Origin of the sequence: Halosimplex aquaticum, from assembly GCF_028747785.1 — an archaeon.
Lineage (GTDB): Archaea > Halobacteriota > Halobacteria > Halobacteriales > Haloarculaceae > Halosimplex > Halosimplex aquaticum.
Genome location: NZ_CP118158.1, coordinates 2,172,108 through 2,193,109, shown reverse-complemented (window position 1 = coordinate 2,193,109; position 21,002 = coordinate 2,172,108). Strand labels below are relative to the sequence as shown.

The window sequence follows — 21,002 nt, the reverse complement described above, 5'->3', positions numbered from 1 at the left end:
CCCGTTTCCGCGCCACGCCCCAACTGTGCTCGATGAACGCACAGGACCAGCGACCGGACGACGACGCGGCGACGACCGTCGTGATCTCCTACCCGTCGGACCTGAGCACGTGGGGGCGAGACAAACTCGACGGGCGGCCGTTTCGCGCGTACCTGCAGAAGACCCTCGGCGCGGTCGAGGCGGGACAGGTCACCGAGGAGTTCACGGGCGTCGGCTGCTGTGGCGACACGCTGGACGTGCCGCTCGCGATCGAATCCGTCGAGGGCGGCGACCGGGTCGACGAGTCGACCGAGATCGAGTACGCGGTCCGCGACTCCTGCGAGGTCGAGGGCGGCTGGCGCGTCCAGAGCGCGGCCGGCCCGACGGAGTGAGGGCCGTCGTCGCGGACTCAGGGCTCGTCGAGCCGGATCGTGTCGTCCGCTCGCACCTCGACCGCGTAGCCGTCGACGGAGAACTCGACGCTCACGTCGTTGTCCCGGTCTTCGGCGTGTTGGATGATGTTCTCCAGCGCCACGCTGTCGACGGACTCGTAGAGCGGGTCGAGGTCGCGTTCGTCGACGCCCTTGATCGCGGCGATGCTCCGCAGGAGCGTCCGGGTCGTCGACTCTTCTGTCTCGTTCTCGATCACGAGTTCCGTTCCGCCGTCGGCGATCCGCCCGTGGTGCTGGCGTGCGTGATCCATGACTCGATAAGACGGAGTGTTCCCTGCCGTTTCAACTCCTCACCTCTCTGTTTTGGCTGTGACGATGCGAGTGAAAACCGGCCGCCACCGGCATCTCTCGACGCCGTCGCCGTCAGGGCAGGTAGCGGACGCTGACGACGCCGGGCTCTGACCGGATCTCGACGCGCTCGACGCCGATGCGGGCGGCCCGCTCGACGGTCGCCTCGTCGTCGCGCACGTCGGCGACGGCGCTCTCCGTCGACTCCTCGGGGACGGTGAGGACGTGGACCTCGCCGGTGCCGGCGCGCTCGCGGGTGGTGATCTCGCCGACGGGCTGGTCGGCGGCGAGTTCGCGCGCCTGCTGGGTGGGCGGTTCGTCGTGCTCCTCGACGGAGACGGTGAACCGTCTGGTGATCTCCTCGACGGTCCAGACGACGTCCATCGGCGGCTCGGCGGCGAGCGTCGCCTCGATGGCCTCGCCGACCGAGAGGTCGGGGTTCGAGCCCAGCGTGTGGATCTGCCCGTCGCTCACGTCGCGCAACACCGCCGACTCCGCGTCGGCCTCCGTCACGACGAACGTCCCGGTTTTCATGGACGAGCGTAGTCAGTCGACCCTATTGGATGCCGCGGTCCCGGCCGACGGCTCCGCGCGACCGACGGCCCCGGCGGCCGCCCGATCACAACCGCTTTGGAGCGGCCCGGACCTACTGCCGACAATCGAACGATGCACGGACGCACGCGGTCGGCCGTCGTCGCCGTCCTGGTCGCCGCGCTCCTCGCGGGCTGTGGCACGGCGGTCACGCCCCCCGATAGCGTAGGCGTCGATAGCCCCGGCACCTACGCCGTCGAAGACGTCCACGTCTGGACCTCCGGGAGCACGACCGAGTACAGGTCCCAGGTCGTGGTGTCGGGGAATCTCCGCTCGGTCGACGCGACGAGCAACGTCTCTATCCCGCAGATCAACGTCAGCTTCGCGCTCGCTGGCGGCGAAACGCGGACCGTCCAGGCCGTCTACGAACTCGAAAGGCGTCAGACCGCGTACGCGGACCTGGGCAACGCGACGCTCGCCCCGGACGAACGGATACCGGTCCGCGCCGTCTTCGACCCCGCCGAGGGCGTGACCGTGCGAAACGCGACGATCCACGTGGCGGCGTGACGCCTCGATTCGGACGTTCTGGCGGTCACCCGCTCGCGGCCGCGCCGATCGGCGCCTCGGTCCGGAACCGCCGGTGGACGAGGATCATGGCACCGACGACGACCAGCGGCGGGACGACGCCGGCGACCGCCGGCAGGTCGTACAGCAGGGCGACGATGGGCCCGAGCGCCCCCGTCGGCGGGCTCTGTTGCTGGGCCGGAATGCTGATCACGAGCATCACGTACAGCGCGGCGAGGAAGCCGTAGCCCGAGAGCGCCAGCGCGCGGTCGTACCGGGTCGTCGACCCACTCCGCCGATGGCGCCGGGCCACGAGCAACACCGGCGCGACCAGCGGCGCGACGACCAGCAGCATCAGGAAGAGGAAGAAGGCCCGCGAGAAGGTGAACGAGCCGCCGGGCGCGCCGGCGGTCCCGCCGAGCAACACCACGATCGCGAACGCGAACAGCAGGACGATACCGGCCGAGCACAGGCCGCTGACCGCCGCGTACGAGCGGAACACGCGCGACTCGCTCGCCCGGAAGGCGTAGGGGAAGGCGGTCAGGATCCCGCTGTAGGCGCCTTCGCCGTTCGATCCGTCGCTCATCTGTCCGCTCGTTCGATTCGGTCGGGAATAAACCACCCGTTCGCTTCTCACGTCGGATCGCTCGCCGGTCCGGGTCGATCGGTAGCACCACCGAAAACGGCGTGGGCCCGGTGTCTCGGGCCGTCTCTTCCGCTCGATGCTTCTCCGGATCCGCCTCGAACTCCCCGTCCGCGTAGTAAAGGACTTTCCCGGCCCCGTTCGACCACCCGGACATGCGAGTAGACATCGGGAACGCGCTGGCGAGCGAGGCCGACCCCGGTATCGACCGGGACGCCCTCGACGACCTCGACGAGCGCGTCGCCGACGCCCACGACCGGATCGCGCGCGGCACGGCCGACGACGAGTTCGGCTACGCGTCGCTGAACCTACCAGAACGGACCGACGCGGCCGAGATCGAAGACGCCGTCGCCGGCTTCGACCCCGAGGCTATCCTCACGGTCGGCATCGGCGGGAGCGCGCTCGGTGCGATCACTATCACCGAGGCGCTGGCGGGGGACTCGCCGGTCGACCACTACGCGCTGGACAACGTCGACCCGGCGCACGTGAACCGCCTGCTCGACGACCTGCCGCTGGACGAGACCGCCGTCCACGTCGTCTCCCGCTCCGGGACGACAGCCGAGACGCTCGCCAACTTCCTCGTCGTCCGCGAGGCGATGGAGTCGGCGGGCGTCGACTGGGCGGAGCGGACCGTCGTCACCACCGGCGAGTCCGGCCCGCTCCGGGACCTCGCCGAGGCCGAGGACCTCCCGGCGCTCGACGTGCCCGAGGGCGTCCCGGGCCGCTTCTCCGCGCTCTCGACGGTCGGGCTCGTTCCGGCCGCGATGATGGACGTGGATCTGGACGCACTTCTCGCCGGTGGCCGAGCGGGCGCCGACGCGCTCACCGGCTCGCTGTACGACTGCCCGGCCTACGCCTACGGCGCGGTCGCCTACGCGCTGGACCAGCGGGGCGCGAGCGTGAACGCGATGATGCCCTACGCCGAGGGGCTGGAGTCGTTCGCCGAGTGGTTCGCCCAGTTGTGGGCCGAGAGCCTCGGCAAGGACGGCGGCGGGCAGACGCCCGCCCGCGCGCTCGGTGCCACCGACCAGCACTCCCAGCTCCAGCTCTACCGCGCCGGTCCGCGGGACAAGCTCGTCACCGTCGTCCGCCCGCGCGAGCGCCCCGACTCCCCGATCCCCGAGACAGACGTGGCCGACCTCGAATACCTCGGCGGGCAGGACCTGGGGACGCTGCTGGACGCGGAGTTCGAGGCGACCGAGGCCAGCCTCGCCGCGGCCGAGCGCCCGTCGGTTCGGGTCGAGATCGACCGGATGGACGCCGAGAGCGTCGGCCGCCTGCTGTTCGACGTGGAAGCGGCCTGTATCCTCGCGGGCGAACTGTACGGCGTCGAGACGTTCACCCAGCCCGCGGTCGAGTGGGGCAAGAAGGCCGCGCGCGGCCTGCTGGGCGGCGGCGACTTCGAAGAGGCCGACGCCGTCCGCGAGAAGACGGAACTGGTCGTCGAGTAGTCGGGGACGGGCGCCGGCGGTCGCTCCCGCTGTCGCGGTCGACCACCGACCGACCGGTGCAGTCAAACGGGAGGGACGCGAATTCGACGCCAATCAGATGGCTTCGGAGTACTACCGCGTCGCCGACCTGGAGACGCGCGTCGAGAGCCTGTTGCACTCGGTGGCGCTCGTCGTCGCCGCGTTCGTGTTCGGGACGCTGGTCTTCCTCAGCGCCGCCTCCGTCCTCCGCGCGGCCGGATTCGAAGTCGAGACGATGGCCTCCCTGCCGCCCCTGCTGTACACCGCACTGACGGCCACCCAGTTCCTCGGCTTCTTCGCCGTCATCGCGTTCTACGTCAGGTTTCACCGCGGGGGTGACCTGTTCGCCATCGAGGTGCCGTCCCTGCGGAGCCTCCTCTGGATCGCCGGCGGCTTCGTCGGCCTGTTCGCCGTCGCCGCGATCCTCTCGGCGGTCTTCCGGTACGTCGGCGTCGACACGGCGGTCAACCAGGTGACGCGGCAGATCGAACAGTACCCGGTGCTCGCGTTCTACATGATCCCCGTCACCTTCCTGTTCGTCGCGCCGGCGGAGGAGCTGCTCTACCGGGGGCTCGTCCAGGGGCTGTTCCGGCGGGCGTACGGCTCGGTCCCGGCAGTCCTGTTCGCCAGCCTGCTCTTCGGCGCCCCGCACTACTTCGCGCTCCTGGGCCCCGGGGACACGAAACTGCCATCGATCGTCCTCATCACCGTCCTCGGACTCGTCCTCGGCGCCCTGTACGAACTGACGGAGAACCTCGCCGTCCCCATCCTCGTCCACGCCTGCTGGAACTCGTTCAGCTTCCTCAGTCAGTACCTCGAAGCGGCGATGCTGTAGCCGTTCGCGCCACGTCGACCGCGCGAACCTGTCGGACGACTGTCTGACGGGTTATTAAGCCTGGTGGCGGGAAACTCGGAGATATGCCGACCCGCTACACGGTCGTCTGTGACGACGACCGCGCCCGGGAAATCAAGGCGATCGCCCGGCAGTACGACCTCACGGAGGAGGAAGTGCTCCGGCAGCTCGTCGAGACCGGGCTCGAACACCTGGAAGAGCACGCACCGTAGCGGGTGGGAGTGGGGACGACACGAATCGGAGGGTCGCAGCGAGGAGTCTCCGGTCCGACTCGCGACTACGGTCGGGCGGTCCGGCGCTCGGGCCGCTGCCGCCGGATCCAGTGGCGTAGCCGCCGGATCCGGTGGGCCGAACACGGCCGAGACTCGACGCTCGGCGGTGTCGAGGCGAGAAATCGAACGGCGGTGGCGAATCAGGCGCTGGAGGGGTTCTTGCGCGAGAGTTCGCTCCCGCAGATCGGACAGCGGTCGTGGTTGTCGTCGAACTCGCGGCCGCAGCCGGCACACTGGAACCGCCAGTCGCGCTGTTCGCTGATGCCCTCGCGAGCGATGAGTTCGACGGCGACTTCCAGCTTCTCGGCGACGTTCTGCATGGCGTAGTCGTCCGTGACGAGGTGGCCGTCGAGTTCGAACGCGGCGGCGACCAGCCGGATGTCGGTCTCGGAGAGGGTCTCGAGGTCGCCGGTCTCCCCGGCGGCGCGCTCGATGCGCTCGACGGTCTCCTCCTCGGGGATGTGAATGTGCATGCCCGACCCCTCCATGGCGTCGTAGCGGTAGGCGCTCTCGTCTTCGAGCTCCTCCCGGACCATGGGAACCGTCGCTTGCTGCTCGTCGGTGTGATACTCGTTGATAAAAGCTGACGCGTCGAGGACGTACATTTAGCGCTGGACGATCATGTGGTCTTTGACTGCCTGGACGCGGTCGACGGGAACGAGGAGGTGACCCTCTTCGTCGACCTCGAACTGCGTGGTGTCGAGGTGCTCGTTGGGGTCGATGATCAGGTCTCGGAGCCGCCCCGTCTCCAGATCCATCGTGATGTTGTACAGCATGCCCATCTCGGCGCCGTCGGTCCCGGTGACGGCCTTGCCGGAGAGATTCTCGGCGAGTATCTCGGCCATGCTCTCGACTACCGATTCCTGCCCTATAAACGCCACGGGGCCGTCTGACACCCGCGTGACGGTCGCGACGTGGTCGTACCCAGTACTGCGGCGCCGACAGGTCTCAGCCCGCGGCGACTGCCATCGGTCTCCGGGCCACTTCGCCTCTAGCGCTCGACGGCGGACCGATCGCTCCACGGAGACGGCGGCAACGTCGGCGGCGACATCCGGCATCTCTACCGGGCGAGCCGTTCTTCCGCGGGACCATTGGGACTATGGTGATGGTCCCCAACGAGTCGGTCATGGAACGCCGACGCTTCCTGCAGGTGGGTGCCGCGACGCTCGCGACCGCCGTCGCCGGCTGCGGGTTGGGCACAGGTGCGGAGACGCCGTCGGACGACGACCGATCGCCGACGACGACTCCCCGGGACACCGCGACACCGGAGCCGACGGCGTCGCCGACGCCCGAACCGACGCCGACGCCGACCGAGACGCCGACCGAGACGCCGACGCCGACCGCGACGGTCCCTCCGCAGGCCGCCCAGGTCGTCGCCGTCGCCGACGGGAAACGGACCTTCGACCCCCAGGTGTTCGAGATCGAGGCGGGCGAGACCGTCGCCTGGGTGTGGCACAGTAGCGGCCACAACGTCCGCGCGACGGCGCGACCGCGCGGGTCGGACTTCACCGGGACGGCCGGCGGTGACAAGGACTTCTACGACGAGGGCCACACGTTCTCGCACACCTTCGATGTCGCCGGCGAGTACGAGTACTACTGCTATCCGCACCGCAACGTCGGCATGACCGGGTCGTTCACGGTCGTCGAGTAGCCGGTCGGCGGCCGGTCCATCGCCGAGACGGGGCCCGTCGCGGAGTTTCCCCCGCGATGGTCGACCGCTGGGGGTTTATCCGCGGCCCGTCCGAATCCCTCACATGAACCGCCGACAGCTACTCCGGACGGGCGCCGCGGCGTTCGCGGCGACGCTCGCGGGCTGCGGGGAGGGCGACGGGACCGAGACAGCGGACCCTCCCGACGGTGCGGACGGCGAGTCGACGCCGTCACCGACGGCTACACCGACCGACGGAGCGGAGGGCACCGACCGGCCCGCCGAGACCTCCGCGCCCGAACCGACGCCCACCGACGAGCCGACGGCCACCGGGACGACGCCCACCGCGACGGCCACGCCGACCGCCTCGGCCACGGCGACTCCCCGGCAGGCCGCGCAGGTCGTCGCGGTCGCCGACGGCACCCTCGCGTTCGACCCCGAGTCCTTCGAGATAGTGGTGGGCGAGACCGTGGTCTGGGTGTGGCACAGCAGCGGCCACAACGTCCGCCCCGAGTCGACGCCGAGCGGGTCGGACTTCTCGGGGACGGCCGGCGGCGACGACCGACTCTACGACGAGGGCCACACGCTCTCGCACACCTTCGAGGTCGCCGGCGAGTACGAGTACTACTGCAACCCCCACCGGAGCGCGGGGATGACCGGATCGTTCACGGTCGCCGAGTAGCCGATCGGTCGCCGCGAGCGGTCCCGACGCGGCCGGATCGCGGTCCCTGCGCGGCCGCGCTCGTCGGGCGCACGCGCGGCGAGATGAATGCACTTATCCCGCCCGCAGGGCTGATCACAGACAACCGACCTTTCTCAGGTGATAGGATGGCAGACTCAGAACCGACAGACACCGACGACACGTCCGGGGCGACCCTCCGGACGCCGATAGTCGCCGTACTCGGCCACGTCGACCACGGCAAGACGAGCCTGCTCGACGAGATCCGCGGCTCTGCGGTCACCGAGGGCGAGTCCGGCGCGATCACCCAGCACATCGGCGCGACGGCCGTCCCGTTAGACGTCATCTCCGAGATCGCGGGCGAACTCGTCGACCCGACCGACTTCGACCTGCCCGGGCTCCTGTTCATCGACACGCCCGGCCACCACTCCTTCTCGACGCTGCGCTCCCGAGGGGGCGCGCTCGCCGACATCGCGATCCTCGTGGTCGACGTCAACGACGGCTTCCAGCCCCAGACGCTCGAAGCGGTAGATATCCTCTCTCGCACGCAGACGCCCTTCATCGTCGCCGCGAACAAGATCGACACCACGCCCGGCTGGAACCCCAACCCGCACACGCCCGCCCAGCAGACCATCGACGCCCAGACCGACCGCGTCGAACGGGACCTCAACGAGAACCTCTACGAACTCATCGGCGACCTCTCGGACAACGGCTTCTCCGCGGACATGTACTGGCGCGTCCAGGACTTCCAGAACAACATCGGGGTCGTCCCCGTCTCCGCCGAGACCGGCGAGGGCATCCCCGACCTGCTCACCGTCATGATGGGCCTCTCACAGCGCTACATGAAAGAGGAGATGGCCGTCGACGTGGGCGGGCCCGCCGCCGGCACGGTCCTCGAAGTCACCGACACGCAGGGCTTCGGGAAGACGGTCGACGCCATCATCTACGACGGCACCATCCGATCGGACGACCGGATCGTCGTCGGCGGCGTCGAGGGCCCGATCGTCACCGAGGTCCGCGCGCTGCTCCGCCCCCGCCCGCTCGAAGAGATCCGCACCGAGGGCCAGTTCGAGCAGGTCGACTCGGTCGCGGCCGCCGACGGCATCAAGATCGCCGCCCCCGACCTCGACGACGCGATGGCCGGCGCGCCGATCCGCGTGGTCGGCGACCGCGACGTGGACGAGGTCGTCGAGGAGGTGCAGGCCGAACTCGCCGACATCGCCGTCGAGACCCAGGAGGAAGGCGTCGTCGTCAAGGCCGACACCCTCGGCAGCCTGGAGGCGCTGGCGTCCACGCTCGAAGAAGAAGAGATCCCGATCGTCCGCGCGGAGGTCGGCGACATCGCGCCGCGCGACGTGCGCGTCGCCGAGACCGCCAACGAGGAGAAGCACCGGACCATCCTCGGGTTCGGCGTCGAGGTGCTCGACGACGCGGCCGACCTCGCCGAACAGGAGGGCGTCCGGATCTTCGAACACGACGTCATCTACCGGCTCGTCGAGGCCTACGAGGAGTTCGTCGAGGAGCGCGAGCGCGCCCAGCAGGACCAGGTGCTCGACAACATCACCCGGCCCGCGCGCTTCCACGTCCTCGACGACCACACGTTCCGCCAGTCCGACCCCGCGGTCGTCGGCGTCGAGATCCGGGGCGGGTCGCTGCGGCGCAACTCCCACGTCGTCAAGTTCGAGGGCGACGAGCCCGAACGCGTGGGGATGCTCAAGTCCATCCAGGACGAGGGCGAGGACGTCGACGAGGCCCGCACCGGCGAGCGCGTCGCCGTCTCCATCGACGGCCCGACGGTCGGCCGCCAGATCGAGGAGGGCGACGACCTCTGGACCGAGATCCCCGAGAAACACGCGAAGATCCTCGAACAGGAGCTCTCCGAGGACATCCCCGCCGACGAGGTCGAGACGCTGAACATGTACCTGGAGAAGCGCCGCAACCGCGACCCGTTCTGGGGCAAGTAACTCCCCCGGGGCTCTCCCCGCCGCCGCGGCTCGACGGCCGTCACACGCAGTAATAATATTTAATTACGTCGCGCTCGACGATTGACACGTGTTCCGACGAGACGAGTCCGACGCACGCGGGATGCTGTCGGTCCACGACGCGGTTCTGGCGCTGATCCCGGCGATCCTCGTCGCCGCGGCGGCCGCCGGAGCGGCGCTCTCGTGGTCCTGGGGGACCGCACTGGCCGTCGGGAGCGTCCCGGCCAGCGGAACTATCGGCTATGCGCTCTTCTACAATCCGCCAGCCGGCGGCAACGCCGGCGAACGCTGATCGAGCGGAAGAACGGACCGTCGGAAAGAACGGGGTCGTCGGGTAGTTATCGGGCGGTCGGGCTGGTGCTGCCGGAGAGGGCCTGCTTGACCTGCAGCGCCGCGCTGGCCGCGAGGCCCTGGGCGAGGTCGGTGCGTTCGTCCTCGGTGATCGTCGCGTCGGCTTCCTCGGGGGTGTACCCGGCCGAGACGACGGGGCCGACGGGCGGGCGGACGGCGACGGTCGCCTCGGGGCCGTCCGAGCCTTCGGTCAGGTCCGAGCCGACGACGAATTCCGCGGGGAGGAGTTTTCGGGTGTGTTGGGCGACGAGCGAGAGGTCTCGTTCCAGCTGGCGGCGCTGGTCGGCCGTCAGCGTCTCCGGATCCAACCCCTCGTCTCCGAACGACGTGTTTCCGTACATTGAGCTCTTCCCCCCTCGTACTCGTCGCAGGGTCTTAACCCCTGTGTGTCGAGAACCCGGCGGTCGCGCTGGGGACCGTCAACTGCCGCCCGTCGCTCAGTCGAGCAGCGACTCGCTGTCGCCGTAGGCGGCCACGACGACCGCGGTCGCGTGTTCCTCGTCGACCGCCGGAGTCGACTCGACGACGACCTCCGGTTCCTCGCGGAAGGTCCACTCGCGCAGTTCCATCCCGCGCCGCAGTCCCGCTTCGACGGCGCGCCCAACCGCGTCGGGGTCGGTCCCGCTGGCCTCGTAGAACAGGCCGCGGCCGGACTCGCTGCGGACCCACCCCAGGCCGGCGCAGGCTTCCCCGTCGACGCCGGGGATCAGCGTCTCGCGGCCGACGACGGCGTAGAGGGCTTCCCCGGCGGGGCCGAGGTCGGGCGCCGTGCCGACGGATTCGAGGCGAGCGTCGGCAGGGATGACCGAGGAGAGCGTCACGAGGTTGTAGTTGTGGACGCCCGCTTCGGCCAGCGCCGCGTCGAACGACGACATCGCGGTCGGGCCGGTGGCCGACCCCCACGCGACCCGGATGGTGCTCATACCTACGACTCGTCGACTCCGGCGCTAAGTGGTTTCGTTTCGGGTCGAACGCGGTCGCGGTAGAGCGGTCGGCGAGAAGACATTTACCGGCCCGGGCCGCGGTCGCTAGCGATGGCCCCGACTCGACGCTCACTCCTCCGGGCGCTCGGTGCGACGGTCCCGCTATCCCTCGCAGGGTGTCGCACCGCCGATACCGATGCCACCCCGACGAGACCGACGCCAGCGGACGAAGCCGCGGCCCCGGCGTCCGGATCCTCTTCGGGTACTGAGACGCCGTTGCCCGCTCGGCGGGCGCTCCCGGAGGCGGGCGACGGCTGGGAACTCGTCGAGGCCGAGCGGATCAGCGCGACGAACCTCGGCGGCCGGGCCGGATTCGTCGGCGAATACGAGGATCCGGAGGGGGCCCGTTTCCGTACCGTCGCCCTGGAGATGCGCGAGGGGTACGACGCTGCCGACAAGGCCGAACGGTGGGCCTGTATCGGCTGGGACGTGGCCGTCGCCTACGATACCTTCGCGTTCGCCGCGGGGACCGGCACCGAACAGCGGAACTACACGCCGGAGACGCCGCCGCACATGGACCGAACCGCGATCCCCGGGAGTGCCGAGCGCTCGCGGGAACTCCTCGCCCGCTCGCCGTTGCTCTCGACCGAGCGGGTCGACGGGAACGAAGTCGGCTGCGGGTCGTGACTCACAGCCCGTTCGCCATCGCGGCGAGGTGGAGCGGGTGCGAGCCGCCGCCGTCCCCGCCGCGGTCGTCGATCCCGGGCGTCGGCGGCACCGCGCGCTTGTGGAGCGAACCCACGTACAGCTCGGCGACCGTCTCGGCCGTCTCCGGGTCGACGTCGAGCGCTTCGACGGCGTTTTCGACGCGCTCGCTGCGGTCGACGACGCGCCGCAGGACCGGGTCGATGTCGGAGTAGCGCGCACCCAGGTCCTCGGCGTCGGTCTGGCCGGCCCACAGGTCCGCGGTCGGTTCCTTGGCGATGATCCGCCGCGGCACGCCGACGTGCTGGGCGAGCGCCTGGACTTCCGTCTTGTAGAGGTCGCCCAGCGGGAACAGGTCGGCGCCGCCGTCGCCGTACTTCGTGAAGTAGCCCAGCAGCAGCTCCGAGCGGTTGGCCGTCCCGCAGACCAGATACGAGCGGGCGTTCGCCGCGTAGTACAGCGCACACATCCGCAGCCGCGCGGCGACGTTACCAATCTCCCGGCGGCCCCCCGACGGCGCGACCGCCGCCGCGACGTGGTCCTCGAACACGTCCAGCAGCGGCCGCAGGTCGACCTCGCGGAACTCGATCCCGAGTCCCTCGGCCATGGTCCGTGCTTCCTGCACGTTGTCCGCGTCGGTGTGCGCCGGCAATCCGAGTCCGAGGACGCGCTCGCTCCCGAGCGCTTGCACGGCCAGATTCGCCGTCAGCGTCGAGTCGATCCCCCCGCTCAGCCCGACGACGACCCCCCGAGCGTTCGCCTCCGTCACCGTGTCCTTGATGAACGCGACTGCCTCCTCGCGTATCGCCTCCAGTTCGTCGCTGTCCGTCAGAAAGCCGGGTTCCCCCTCGCGTTCCGCCTCGGTGCCAGAGTGGTTAGATAACATTTGGCTCGATCACCGTATTACAATAAATGTAGACGGACGTGCTGTATTTAGTCCTAATCCTTAAACAGCTACTAGTGAATGGCTCGAAACGTGATCGTACCGGGCGGAAAGCCGTGGCCAGCGTTGCGTCGCAGTTCCCGGAGCGGAATGACGAACGTCCGGCGAGCGAACGGAGTGAGCGAGCCGGTCCGTCCGCGCCGAGCGCAGCGAGGCGTGGCCTTTTTCACCCATGTTTTTGGCCGGGGGTCGCCGCAGGCGGCCCCCGTCGAAAAAGATGGTCTCAGTAGAACGCGACCGGCTGCCCTTCGGTCTGGTCGCCCTCTTCGATCTTCTCGAGGGCCTCCTCGAAGTCCTCGGTGCGGACGTCGGTGCGGCCGTCGCGGATGGCGAACATGCCGGCCTCGGTGGCCAGCGAGGCGAGTTCGGCGCCGGAGAAGCCGTCGGTCTCGGCGGCGAGGTGCTCGAAGTCGACCTCGTCGGCGAGGCTCATGTCTTGGGTGTGGATCTCGAGGATGCGACGGCGGCCCTCGGCGTCTGGCTCGGGGACTTCGATGAGGCGGTCGAAGCGGCCGGGCCGGAGGATGGCGCGGTCGAGCATGTCGAAGCGGTTGGTGGCGGCGATGATGCGGATCTCGCCGCGGTCCTCGAAGCCGTCCATCTCCGAGAGCAGCTGCATCATCGTCCGCTGGACCTCGGCGTCGCCCGAGGTCTTGGACTCCGTCCGCTTCGCCGCGACGGCGTCGATCTCGTCGATGAAGATGATGGCCGGTTCGCGCTCGCTGGCGAGTTCGAAGAGGTCGCGGACGAGCCGGGAGCCCTCGCCGATGAACTTGCGGACGAGTTCGGACCCGGCCATCTTGATGAACGTCGCGTCGGTCTCGTTGGCGACGGCGCGGGCGAGCATGGTCTTCCCCGTGCCGGGCGGGCCGTGGAGCAGGACGCCGCTCGGCGGGTCGATGCCGACCTCGTCGAACTGCTCGGCGTTGACGAGCGGCTCCTCGACGGCTTCGCGGACCTCCTGGATCTGCGCTTCGAGGCCGCCGATGTCGTCGTAGGTCACCTCGGGCGACTCGTCGACCTCCATGGCCTGCGCGCGGGCGTCGGTCTCGGTTTCGAGCTGGGACTGGATAGAGAACGAGTCGTTGATGGCGACGCGGTCGCCGGCCTCGAGCGCCTCGCGGAGCTGGGTCGGCAACTCGGTGAGGACCTCCTGGTTGTTGCCGTGCTGTTTGACGACGACGCCGTCGTCGGTGATCTCCTCGGCGGTGGCGACGTACAGCGAGGAGGTCTTGAGCGTCTCGTTCTCGCGTTCGAGTTCGTCGACCTCCTCGGTGAGGGCTTCGCGGCGCTCGCGAGCGTTGGCCAACTGGTCCTCGAGCTCGCTGTTCACTCGCACCAACTGTTCGAAGTGTTCCTTCAGGGCCCCCAGCCGCTCCGACGGAGACATGTCGGGGTCGAGTTCCAGCCGGGGTCGCTCGGGGAGAGAGGGGCTGCGTGACATCGGGTTAGTGGGTGGTAACAAGCGAAAGAAAAAGTGCCTTTGGGTGTCGACGGCCGGCCGACTCCGGAGACGTCCGGCGGTCGAGCGGACGCGAGGCCGGCCGTCGCCGGGATGTCCGGCTCCGTCTGGTGGTGGCGTGGCGCCGAAGCGGAATGGAGAAGGCTTATCGGCGGGCGTCGCACACCCACCGGCATGGTCGAGTTCGTGGTACCGGAACCGGAGTACGACCGGTACTCAAACCGCCAGCTCGCGGCCGTTCCGCTCGCGCTGCTGGCACTGGCGTTGTTGGTCCTCGTCGGCTGGTATCTGACGACCGGGGCGCCGGTCACGCCGGGTATCGAGTTCACCGGGGGGACCGAGATTCAGATAGCGACGGACGCGTCGCAGACGGAGGTCAGACAGGCGCTGGCGTTCGAGACCGACAGCGTCCAGCCGGTGGCGGGGTCGAACGAGTACATCGTCACCACGCAGTCGACCGACGCGGAGTCCATCCGTTCGCAGGTGGAGTCGGCCGGCTACGAGATCGTCTCGATACAGACGCGGTCGGCGAGCTTCGGCGCCGACGCCCAGCGCCTCGCGCTCATGGGCATCGCCGTCGCGTTCGTGGGGATGAGCATCCTCATCTTCGTGCTGTTCCGCTCGTTCGTGCCCTCCATCGCGGTCGTCCTCTCGGCGTTCTCCGACATCGTCATCCCGCTCGCGCTGATGAACCTCTTCGGGATCAAACTCTCGCTTGGGTCGGTCGCGGCGCTTCTGATGCTCATCGGGTACTCCGTCGACTCCGACATCCTGCTGAACAACCACATCCTCCGGCGGCGGGGGAGCTTCTACGAGAGCACCTACCGCGCGATGGAGACCGGTGTGACGATGACGGTCACCTCCATCTCGGCGATGACGGTGATGTACATCGTCTCGTCGCTGTTCAAGATCCCGCTGTTGCCTGACCTGGCGATCGTGCTCGTCTTCGGGCTTGTCGTCGACCTGATGAACACCTACATGATGAACCTCAGCCTGCTTCGCTGGTACAAGTTCGAGGGGGTGAACCGATGAACCTGCGCGAGAACTGGCGGATCGTCATGCTCGTCGTGTTCGTCCTCGCGTCGACGGCGGCGCTGTTCGCGCCCGCCGCCGACCCGGCCGCGGGGGCGAACAACAGTTCCTCGATCGGCGCGTCGACCGACCCGACGAACCTCCAGTACGGTCTGCAACTCGCCGGCGGGACGCGCATCCGCGCTCCGCTGGTCGGCACGACGGCCGAGAATCTCGATATCAACCCGGACAACCGGGCGAGCGTCCGCCAGACGGTCGCGAGACAGATGAACGCGAGCGCCGGCGACGTGAACGTCCAACTGAACACGGGCAACGGCGACGCCGTCGAGGTGCTCCAGCGAAACGTCAGCACCGAGCGGTTCCGCGCCGCCCTGGACGCCGCGGGGCTCAACGCGGACGAGGCGACGATACGACGGGGCGTCACCGCGGAGACGCGCCAGCAGACAGTCGAGACGATCCAGGCGAAGATCAACCGCGGCGGGCTCAGCGGCGGGCAGGTAGCCCAACAGCGGTCCGCGACCGGCGAACACTACGTCGTCGTCGACGTACCCAACGCCAACACGACGCAGGTGCTGAACCTCATCGGCAGCGAGGGCGAGGTCAGCATCGTTGCCAGTCGTCCCGTCCAGACCGACAACGGCACCGTCTACCGCAACCAGACGGTCCTGACGAATCGCCAGCTCGAGAGCTCGCAGATCGGCGTCGCCGAGGTCTCCGAGAACGGTCAGCCGTTCGTTCCCATCACCCTGACCGACCAGGTGGCCGAGAACTACTCCGAGCAACTCGTCAATCTGGGTTTCACCTCCAGCGAGGCGACCCAGAGTCAGCGCTGCAGGTACAAGCAGAACCCCGAAGATCCGGGGTACTGTCTGTACACGGTCGTCGACGGAGACGTCGTCTACGGGGCGTCGCTCGATCCGAGTCTCGCGGAGTCCATCGAGTCGGGCGAGTTCCAGAAGGCGCCGAGCTTCCGGATGATGACCTCCTCGACCGACGAGGCCCAGCGCCTGCAGGTCAACCTGCGCGCCGGCGCGCTCCCGACGGCGCTCGCCGTCGACGAGGGGACCGTCCTCTTCCTCCAGCAGAGCCTCGGCGACCGCTTCAAGTCGCGGGCGCTGCTGACCGGTCTCATCGCGTGGCTCGCGGTCAGCGGGATGGTGTTCCTGCGCTACAAGAACCCGCGGGTCGCCGCGCCGATGCTCCTGACCGCCGCCGCGGAGGTGTACCTGCTGCTCGGGTTCGCCGCGGCCATCGGCCTGCCGCTGAACCTCTCGTACATCGCCGGGTTCATCGCCGTCATCGGGACCGGGGTGGACGACCTGCTGATCATCGCCGACGAGATCCTCAACGAGGGTGACATCGCGACCGGCAGGGTGTTCCAGAACCGCTTCCGCAAGGCGTTCTGGGTCATCGGCGCCGCCGCGGTGACGACGATCATCGCGATGAGCCCGCTCGCGTTCCTCTCGCTGGGGGACCTGCAGGGCTTCGCCATCGTCACCATCGTCGGCGTCCTCATCGGGGTGCTCGTCACCCGCCCGGCCTACGGTGACGTGCTGCGGAACCTGATGCTCAGCGAACAGCAGCGCGACTGACGACCCGGCTCCCGTTTTCACCGTCGATTCCCGCTCTCGCTTCTCCGATAGGTTCTCGAACGCGGAGGAAGTCGCTGTTCGAGCCGGTCGAGGAACCGCACTCGCCACCACGGCCGATGCGGTCGGGCCGACGAGACACGTGCCGCCAGGTATTTTCCCCGCGGAGACGACTGAGAGCCCATGTCTTATCTCGCCGTTCGGATCGGCGTCCCGGACGAGACAGCCGCACACCAACTATCTCGGGCGCTCGTCGAAGAGCGGATCGCCGCGGGGACGCGGATGTCCGCGGGCACGAGCCATTACTGGTGGGACGGCGAGGTGAACGAGCGACGGTACTGGACGATCACGGCCTTCACGACCTCGGAGCAGCTGGAACTGTTGTACGACCTCGTCGACGAGGGCCACCCCGACGAGTTGCCCGGCGTCACGTACACCGAGATCGATGCGAGAGACGAGTTTTTGGCGTGGATCGACGACCAGACCAGGTGACGAACGACCCCGATCTCGACCTGTTTACTCGGAGTCGAACTCGAAGACGCGCCGCAGTTCGAGTTCGATCCGGTCGGCGAACTCCTGGAGAACCGCGTCGAACGTCTCGTCGTCGACCGGGACGTCCCCTGCACGCTCACGCGGGTTCTCGGGGAGTTCGACCCGGAACTCGCCGTCCCCCTCGTAGAACGGTTCGCTCCCGTCGAGCACCTGGCGGTCGATCGCCTTGAGCAGCGTCGAATCGTACCGGCCGTGGAAGTGCTGGTAGGCGTTCTTGTACGCCGTCTGGAGTTCGTCCATGTAGTGGACGTACTTGTCCTCGAACTTCTCCGGGTCGAAAGCCGTCATAGGCCGAAGAAAGATTGCGCGCCGGTAAACGACTTCGCTGTAGCGAGCATCCGCCGAGCGCCCGAAGAGCGCGCTCTTCCGAGTTGCTCAAAAATCGGATATTTTTGGCATGACGAGACGTCTTCGCCGTCTCGAACCACCTCGCTCACGAGGACGATGCGAGGCGAGGTTCGTCAGAGCGTGACCCTGGCGAGCCTGCGGCCGTTCGCGGTACTCATTCCGGTCGGTACCGGACGCAAGGGAGCGAAGCGACCGCCGCGTCCGGCTTTTTCACCCATGTTTTTGGTCGGGGGGTTCCCGCAGGGAGTGCGAGGCTCGAACGGAGTGAGAGCCTCGATGCGAACGGGAAGCGGAGCGACCCGTGAGCGAGCGGAGCGAGCGAGGAAACCCCCGGCGAAAAAGATGGGCTTAGAAGTCGTCGAGGGTCGTCCGTTCGTGGCTGCCGCCGTCGGAGCGGACTTCCGTCTCGCCGCTGGCGTCGTCGCCGACTCGGCCGCCGTCGGGCTGGAACTCGCCGAGGGAGGCCTGGGAGGCGGCCGCGAGTACGTCCTGGCTGGTCTTCCAGGACTCGCGGGCACACGGCGGGAGGTCGTCGTGCTCGGCGACGTAGGATTCGAGGAACTCGCGGGTCGTCCCGTCGCCGGGGTAGCCGCTGCCGACGGCGCCGAACTCGTCGGCGATGGCGTCGACGTGGGCGTCGCGGGCCACCTTGGCGACGATGCTCGCGGCGCCGACGACCGGATACGTCTCGTCGGCGCCGTGTTCGGCCCGCAGGTCGACCGCCGGGTCGGCGCCGTCCTCGACCCGGCGCTCGAAGCGGACGGCGTTGGTGTCGCCGGCGTCGACGTAACCCGAGTGGGGGTCGTCGGGATCCGGAGACTCGCCGGCCGCGTCGACGAGCGCCTCGATGGCCTCGGCGTGGGCGGCGACGGTCAGCGAGTTCATGTCCGTCGCTTCGTCGTCGATGCGCTCGACGGGGATCTCGGCGACGCCGACGACGCCGACCTCGCGGATGGTCGCGGCGAGTTCCTCGCGGCGCTGGGGGGCGATCCCCTTCGAGTCGCCGACGTCGTCGGGGAGGTCGGCGGGGTCGACGGCGACCGCCGCCGCGAACATCGAACCCAACACCGGCCCCTTGCCGGCCTCGTCGACGCCGAACTCGTGCATGGCGGCGCCTTGTGCCTGCTGGTATTTAAGCTGTCGCGGTCGAGACGCCGTTCGTCTGACGCGCGTCTGTCGTCTCCGGGCCGCTGGTGGCCGTTTTCGGGCGTCGGATCGGCCGTGCGGCAGTGACGGCTGCGACACAGCGACGGAAACGCGGGCGGCCGCCCGTCGCGCGCGGTCCGATTGCCGTCGCAGTCGGCCGGTGCCGTCACTCGATCCGCTCGTCGAGGCGTCGGGCGAGGTTGCGCCCGATGTCTTCCATGCCGGCGTCGCCCGGGTGGAGGACGTCCGCGGAGTAGCCCGAAACGTCGGTCAGGTCCGTGCCCTCGATCACGAAGAGATCCGGGTGGTCGGTCTCGGCGACGATCTCCCGGACCGCCGCGCGGAACGCCTCGGCGCGTTCGGCGTCGCCGCCCTCGATCACGTCCGGGTAGAACGGGAACAGCGTGATGCAGGCGATCGGTTTGTCCGGGTGGGCGTCGGCGACGGTCCGGACGAACGCCTCCGCTCGCTCCTCGAACGTCGCGACGGAGAAGTCCTGGTTGGCCATGTTGATCGACAGCGCGAGCGTGGCCACGTCCCAGTCGTCGCGCTCGGCGATGTACTCCGCCATCGGCAGGTCTGCGTAGGCCGACCCGGAACAGCCGAAGTTCAGCGCGTCCCACTCCAGCGCGCGGGCCGTCCGCGAGACGTAGTTCAGGTGGGTCGCCGACGAGGCGGCGCCCTCGGTGATCGACGTGCCGTACGCGAGATATCGTGTGTCGGGCAGTTCCGCGGGATCGGGCGGGCGGCAGTCGCCGGTCACGTCGTGGACGGCGACCGCCGGCGTGCGCTCGAACAGGAAGCGGCAGACGCGCGGGTCGAATCGGTTGTCGACCCCCGTTTCGAGCTTCCGGAGACGCTCGGGCACCGAGAGCGTGAGCGTCGTCGGCTCCGGCCCGATGTCCGTCGGTTTCCACGGCTGGAACCCGCCCCAGAACACGCGGACCTGGCCCGGTCCCTCGGCCGAGAGCGTGACTTCGATCTCGGCGTCGTCGGTCTCGGGGACGAACCGGAGTTCGCTTCCCGTGGCGTGGCGAACGCGGTCGTCGGCCATCTCGTTCAACTGCGAGGCCACGTCGGCGGGGAGCCGATGCAGTCGGTCGCCGTCAGCCGCCCACTCGGCGGGCACCGTCTCCGCGACGTTGTGGAGCGAGACCGAGGTGTACTCCGAGAGCTTCATTCGCGTTCACACTCGGATCCGGCTCACTTGGCGTCGTCGGTGTCGGCATCCTCGTCCGCTTCGGCGCGCTCGCTCGCTTCGGCTTCGTTCTCGTCCGCATCGGCGCCCTCGTCCCGGAAGAACTCCGGCTTGGCGAACGGTTCGTCCTCTCCCTGGACGTCGAGCACGTCCAGCGCCGTCACTTCCGCGTCGACGCCGAGCAGGCCGGCCAGGCTCGGCTCCGTCCGCCCGTCGTCGCTGGAGACGAGTTCCTTCACGTAGAGGCCGCCCTCGCCGTGGAGTTCGACCGTCGCGTGGCGCTCGTCGGCCAGTTCGCCGTCGATCTCGTAGACGTCGCGGGTCCGTTCGATGTCGGCGCGCCGGTGGTCGACGCGCTGGGGCGTCCGCTGTTCGACGGTCGCGCCCTCCAGTTCGTCCAGCGCCGCGTCGAACGCTTCGGCGTCCACGTCGCCTTCGAACTCGACGTCCATCCGGTAGGTCTTGCTCGCGTCGAGTTCCTTGACGCGCTCGACCATCTCGTAGGTCGCCTGCCGGAGGTCGAGCACCTCGACCTTGCCGTCGGCGAAGTCGTTGACCTCCGGCTGGAGCGCCGCGGCGTCGACCGTCCGCTCGCGGGGCTCCTCGATCTCGATGACGAACGGGCGCCCGCCCTCCAGCATCAGCGCGTCGACGTCCTCGCGGCCGGCGCCGTGGAAGGTCGCCGACTCGCCGTCCATCGCCTCCTCGACGACCGGTGCGGTGAGTTGCTCGACGCTCTCGTCGTAGCGGTAGCCGGAGCCGTCGCAGCCCTCGCAGATCTCACCCCGATTTAGGCCGGTGCCGTTGCAGTCCGAACAGGGCCACTTCGTCTGCGGGATGTCCCGTTCGAGTTTGCGGTAGCGGCCGTAGACGAACGCGGAGTTGACCTGCGCGTCGACGGTGTCGTCGCCGAGGTTCAGCGTGACCTGCACGTCCGGGCGCTGGAACTCCACCTCGGTGTCGGTCTCGCGGCCGAAGCGCTTGCCCACTTCCCGGTTGAGTTCGGTCTTGAGCGCCTCGCCGGCGTCGTCGTCGAGCCCGAGGTCCTCGCGCAGGAGCGCGTCGTTCTCCTCGAACAGCGGCGGGACGCGCGTCCCGACCTGGAAGGTCTCGAAGTCGTAGTCGCGGACGGCGTAGGCGGCCCGTTCGGCCCACTCCTGGACGCGCTCCTCGGTCGACTCGCCCTCGCAGACCCAGCACGGCTCGTCCGGGGCCAGATCGGCGACGGGGCGGTCGTCGGCGAGGGCGACGGCGACCCGGAGGCTCCGGCCGCGCTCGCGGTTGGTGAGGCCGAAGCTCCGCTCGGCGACGAGTCGGCCGAGACAGGGGTCACAGAGCGGCCCGGTCTCGACGGCCCGCCGGGCCAGATCGAGGACGTCGTCAGTCATTGGCA

Annotated in this window: 26 protein-coding genes; 13 read left to right on the top strand and 13 right to left on the bottom strand. The window is 69.0% G+C overall.

The genetic code is table 11. From position 1 onward, the window contains the following. The first annotated feature begins 32 nt into the window (after window positions 1-32). Window positions 33-371 carry a hypothetical protein gene (locus tag PSC72_RS11095; protein WP_274325937.1) on the top strand — a complete coding sequence of 113 codons (339 nt, stop codon included), beginning with the start codon at window positions 33-35 and terminating at the stop codon, window positions 369-371. 17 nt (window positions 372-388) lie between these two features. Here PSC72_RS11095 and PSC72_RS11090 read toward each other — a convergent pair whose 3' ends face one another. Further along, window positions 389-682, bottom strand: a complete 294-nt coding sequence (locus PSC72_RS11090; RefSeq protein WP_274325936.1) for a HalOD1 output domain-containing protein — start codon at window positions 680-682, stop codon at window positions 389-391. A gap of 112 nt (window positions 683-794) precedes the next feature. Continuing rightward, entirely contained in the window at window positions 795-1,253 is a 459-nt protein-coding gene (locus PSC72_RS11085; protein ID WP_274325935.1) for a DUF5812 family protein, read from the bottom strand. A gap of 132 nt (window positions 1,254-1,385) precedes the next feature. Between PSC72_RS11085 and PSC72_RS11080 the strand changes: the two genes are divergently transcribed. After that, entirely contained in the window at window positions 1,386-1,817 is a 432-nt protein-coding gene (locus PSC72_RS11080) for a hypothetical protein (RefSeq protein WP_274325934.1), read from the top strand. A gap of 25 nt (window positions 1,818-1,842) precedes the next feature. Here the strand turns inward: PSC72_RS11080 and PSC72_RS11075 are convergent, their stop codons facing one another. After that, on the bottom strand, window positions 1,843-2,400 hold the full coding sequence (locus PSC72_RS11075; protein ID WP_274325933.1) for a hypothetical protein: 558 nt from the start codon (window positions 2,398-2,400) through the stop codon (window positions 1,843-1,845). Window positions 2,401-2,612: 212 nt separating this feature from the next. On the opposite strand from PSC72_RS11075, the gene PSC72_RS11070 reads away from it, so the two are divergent. The 3 genes from PSC72_RS11070 to PSC72_RS11060 all read left to right on the top strand — a co-directional run bounded on the left by PSC72_RS11070 (window position 2,613) and on the right by PSC72_RS11060 (window position 4,991). Then, window positions 2,613-3,908, top strand: coding sequence for a glucose-6-phosphate isomerase (locus PSC72_RS11070; RefSeq protein WP_274325932.1), 1,296 nt, complete (start codon window positions 2,613-2,615; stop codon window positions 3,906-3,908). 97 nt (window positions 3,909-4,005) lie between these two features. Further along, window positions 4,006-4,761, top strand: a complete 756-nt coding sequence (locus PSC72_RS11065) for a CPBP family intramembrane glutamic endopeptidase (RefSeq protein WP_274325931.1) — start codon at window positions 4,006-4,008, stop codon at window positions 4,759-4,761. 83 nt (window positions 4,762-4,844) lie between these two features. Continuing rightward, window positions 4,845-4,991: a CopG family transcriptional regulator gene (locus tag PSC72_RS11060; RefSeq protein ID WP_274325930.1), complete on the top strand. Its 147-nt coding sequence runs from the start codon at window positions 4,845-4,847 to the stop codon at window positions 4,989-4,991. A 200-nt stretch (window positions 4,992-5,191) separates the two neighbouring features. On the opposite strand, the gene PSC72_RS11055 is transcribed toward PSC72_RS11060, so the two are convergent. Together PSC72_RS11055 and PSC72_RS11050 are read right to left on the bottom strand one after the other, a co-directional pair. Then, the gene (locus tag PSC72_RS11055; protein ID WP_274325929.1) at window positions 5,192-5,656 is read right to left on the bottom strand and encodes an NOB1 family endonuclease; all 465 of its coding nucleotides are present in this window, start codon (window positions 5,654-5,656) and stop codon (window positions 5,192-5,194) included. Further along, entirely contained in the window at window positions 5,657-5,896 is a 240-nt protein-coding gene (locus PSC72_RS11050; protein ID WP_274325928.1) for a PRC-barrel domain-containing protein, read from the bottom strand. It lies immediately after the preceding gene. 260 nt (window positions 5,897-6,156) lie between these two features. Here PSC72_RS11050 and PSC72_RS11045 point away from each other — a divergent pair, with 260 nt between their 5' ends. From PSC72_RS11045 to PSC72_RS11030, 4 genes are all read left to right on the top strand, one after another. Further along, the gene (locus tag PSC72_RS11045) at window positions 6,157-6,702 is read left to right on the top strand and encodes a plastocyanin/azurin family copper-binding protein (protein ID WP_274325927.1); all 546 of its coding nucleotides are present in this window, start codon (window positions 6,157-6,159) and stop codon (window positions 6,700-6,702) included. Between the two features lie 103 nt (window positions 6,703-6,805). Beyond that, window positions 6,806-7,381 carry a plastocyanin/azurin family copper-binding protein gene (locus PSC72_RS11040; protein ID WP_274325926.1) on the top strand — a complete coding sequence of 192 codons (576 nt, stop codon included), beginning with the start codon at window positions 6,806-6,808 and terminating at the stop codon, window positions 7,379-7,381. A 146-nt stretch (window positions 7,382-7,527) separates the two neighbouring features. Then, window positions 7,528-9,342, top strand: a complete 1,815-nt coding sequence (gene infB / locus PSC72_RS11035; protein ID WP_274325925.1) for a translation initiation factor IF-2 — start codon at window positions 7,528-7,530, stop codon at window positions 9,340-9,342. A gap of 88 nt (window positions 9,343-9,430) precedes the next feature. Further along, window positions 9,431-9,652 carry a hypothetical protein gene (locus PSC72_RS11030; RefSeq protein ID WP_274325924.1) on the top strand — a complete coding sequence of 74 codons (222 nt, stop codon included), beginning with the start codon at window positions 9,431-9,433 and terminating at the stop codon, window positions 9,650-9,652. A gap of 46 nt (window positions 9,653-9,698) precedes the next feature. Here PSC72_RS11030 and PSC72_RS11025 read toward each other — a convergent pair whose 3' ends face one another. Together PSC72_RS11025 and PSC72_RS11020 are read right to left on the bottom strand one after the other, a co-directional pair. Beyond that, the gene (locus PSC72_RS11025) at window positions 9,699-10,052 is read right to left on the bottom strand and encodes a DUF5811 family protein (protein WP_274325923.1); all 354 of its coding nucleotides are present in this window, start codon (window positions 10,050-10,052) and stop codon (window positions 9,699-9,701) included. A 96-nt stretch (window positions 10,053-10,148) separates the two neighbouring features. Beyond that, a complete protein-coding gene (locus tag PSC72_RS11020; protein WP_274325922.1) occupies window positions 10,149-10,634 on the bottom strand; it encodes a pyruvoyl-dependent arginine decarboxylase in 486 nt (161 codons plus the stop codon). A gap of 111 nt (window positions 10,635-10,745) precedes the next feature. On the opposite strand from PSC72_RS11020, the gene PSC72_RS11015 reads away from it, so the two are divergent. After that, the gene (locus PSC72_RS11015) at window positions 10,746-11,321 is read left to right on the top strand and encodes a hypothetical protein (RefSeq protein WP_274325921.1); all 576 of its coding nucleotides are present in this window, start codon (window positions 10,746-10,748) and stop codon (window positions 11,319-11,321) included. A 1-nt stretch (window position 11,322) separates the two neighbouring features. Here PSC72_RS11015 and PSC72_RS11010 read toward each other — a convergent pair whose 3' ends face one another. Beyond that, complete coding sequence (locus PSC72_RS11010; RefSeq protein ID WP_274325920.1) at window positions 11,323-12,225, bottom strand: NAD+ synthase; 903 nt, start codon at window positions 12,223-12,225, stop codon at window positions 11,323-11,325. A 280-nt stretch (window positions 12,226-12,505) separates the two neighbouring features. Continuing rightward, a complete protein-coding gene (pan2, locus tag PSC72_RS11005) occupies window positions 12,506-13,726 on the bottom strand; it encodes a proteasome-activating nucleotidase Pan2 (protein WP_274325919.1) in 1,221 nt (406 codons plus the stop codon). Between the two features lie 192 nt (window positions 13,727-13,918). On the opposite strand from pan2, the gene secF reads away from it, so the two are divergent. From secF to cutA, 3 genes are all read left to right on the top strand, one after another. Then, window positions 13,919-14,776 carry a protein translocase subunit SecF gene (gene secF, locus PSC72_RS11000; RefSeq protein WP_274325918.1) on the top strand — a complete coding sequence of 286 codons (858 nt, stop codon included), beginning with the start codon at window positions 13,919-13,921 and terminating at the stop codon, window positions 14,774-14,776. After that, on the top strand, window positions 14,773-16,368 hold the full coding sequence (locus PSC72_RS10995) for a preprotein translocase subunit SecD (RefSeq protein WP_274325917.1): 1,596 nt from the start codon (window positions 14,773-14,775) through the stop codon (window positions 16,366-16,368). The genes secF and PSC72_RS10995 overlap by 4 nt, the downstream gene beginning before the upstream one ends. Before the next feature lie 180 nt (window positions 16,369-16,548). Next, window positions 16,549-16,857, top strand: coding sequence for a divalent-cation tolerance protein CutA (cutA, locus tag PSC72_RS10990; RefSeq protein ID WP_274325916.1), 309 nt, complete (start codon window positions 16,549-16,551; stop codon window positions 16,855-16,857). A gap of 24 nt (window positions 16,858-16,881) precedes the next feature. Here the strand turns inward: cutA and PSC72_RS10985 are convergent, their stop codons facing one another. From PSC72_RS10985 to PSC72_RS10970, 4 genes are all read right to left on the bottom strand, one after another. Beyond that, the gene (locus tag PSC72_RS10985) at window positions 16,882-17,205 is read right to left on the bottom strand and encodes a DUF5783 family protein (RefSeq protein ID WP_274325915.1); all 324 of its coding nucleotides are present in this window, start codon (window positions 17,203-17,205) and stop codon (window positions 16,882-16,884) included. A 408-nt stretch (window positions 17,206-17,613) separates the two neighbouring features. Next, window positions 17,614-18,372, bottom strand: a complete 759-nt coding sequence (gene rnhB, locus PSC72_RS10980; protein ID WP_274325914.1) for a ribonuclease HII — start codon at window positions 18,370-18,372, stop codon at window positions 17,614-17,616. A gap of 205 nt (window positions 18,373-18,577) precedes the next feature. Then, complete coding sequence (locus PSC72_RS10975; RefSeq protein ID WP_274325913.1) at window positions 18,578-19,591, bottom strand: GDSL-type esterase/lipase family protein; 1,014 nt, start codon at window positions 19,589-19,591, stop codon at window positions 18,578-18,580. Window positions 19,592-19,614: 23 nt separating this feature from the next. Continuing rightward, window positions 19,615-20,997: a tRNA pseudouridine(54/55) synthase Pus10 gene (locus PSC72_RS10970; protein ID WP_274325912.1), complete on the bottom strand. Its 1,383-nt coding sequence runs from the start codon at window positions 20,995-20,997 to the stop codon at window positions 19,615-19,617. Window positions 20,998-21,002 lie beyond the last annotated feature (5 nt).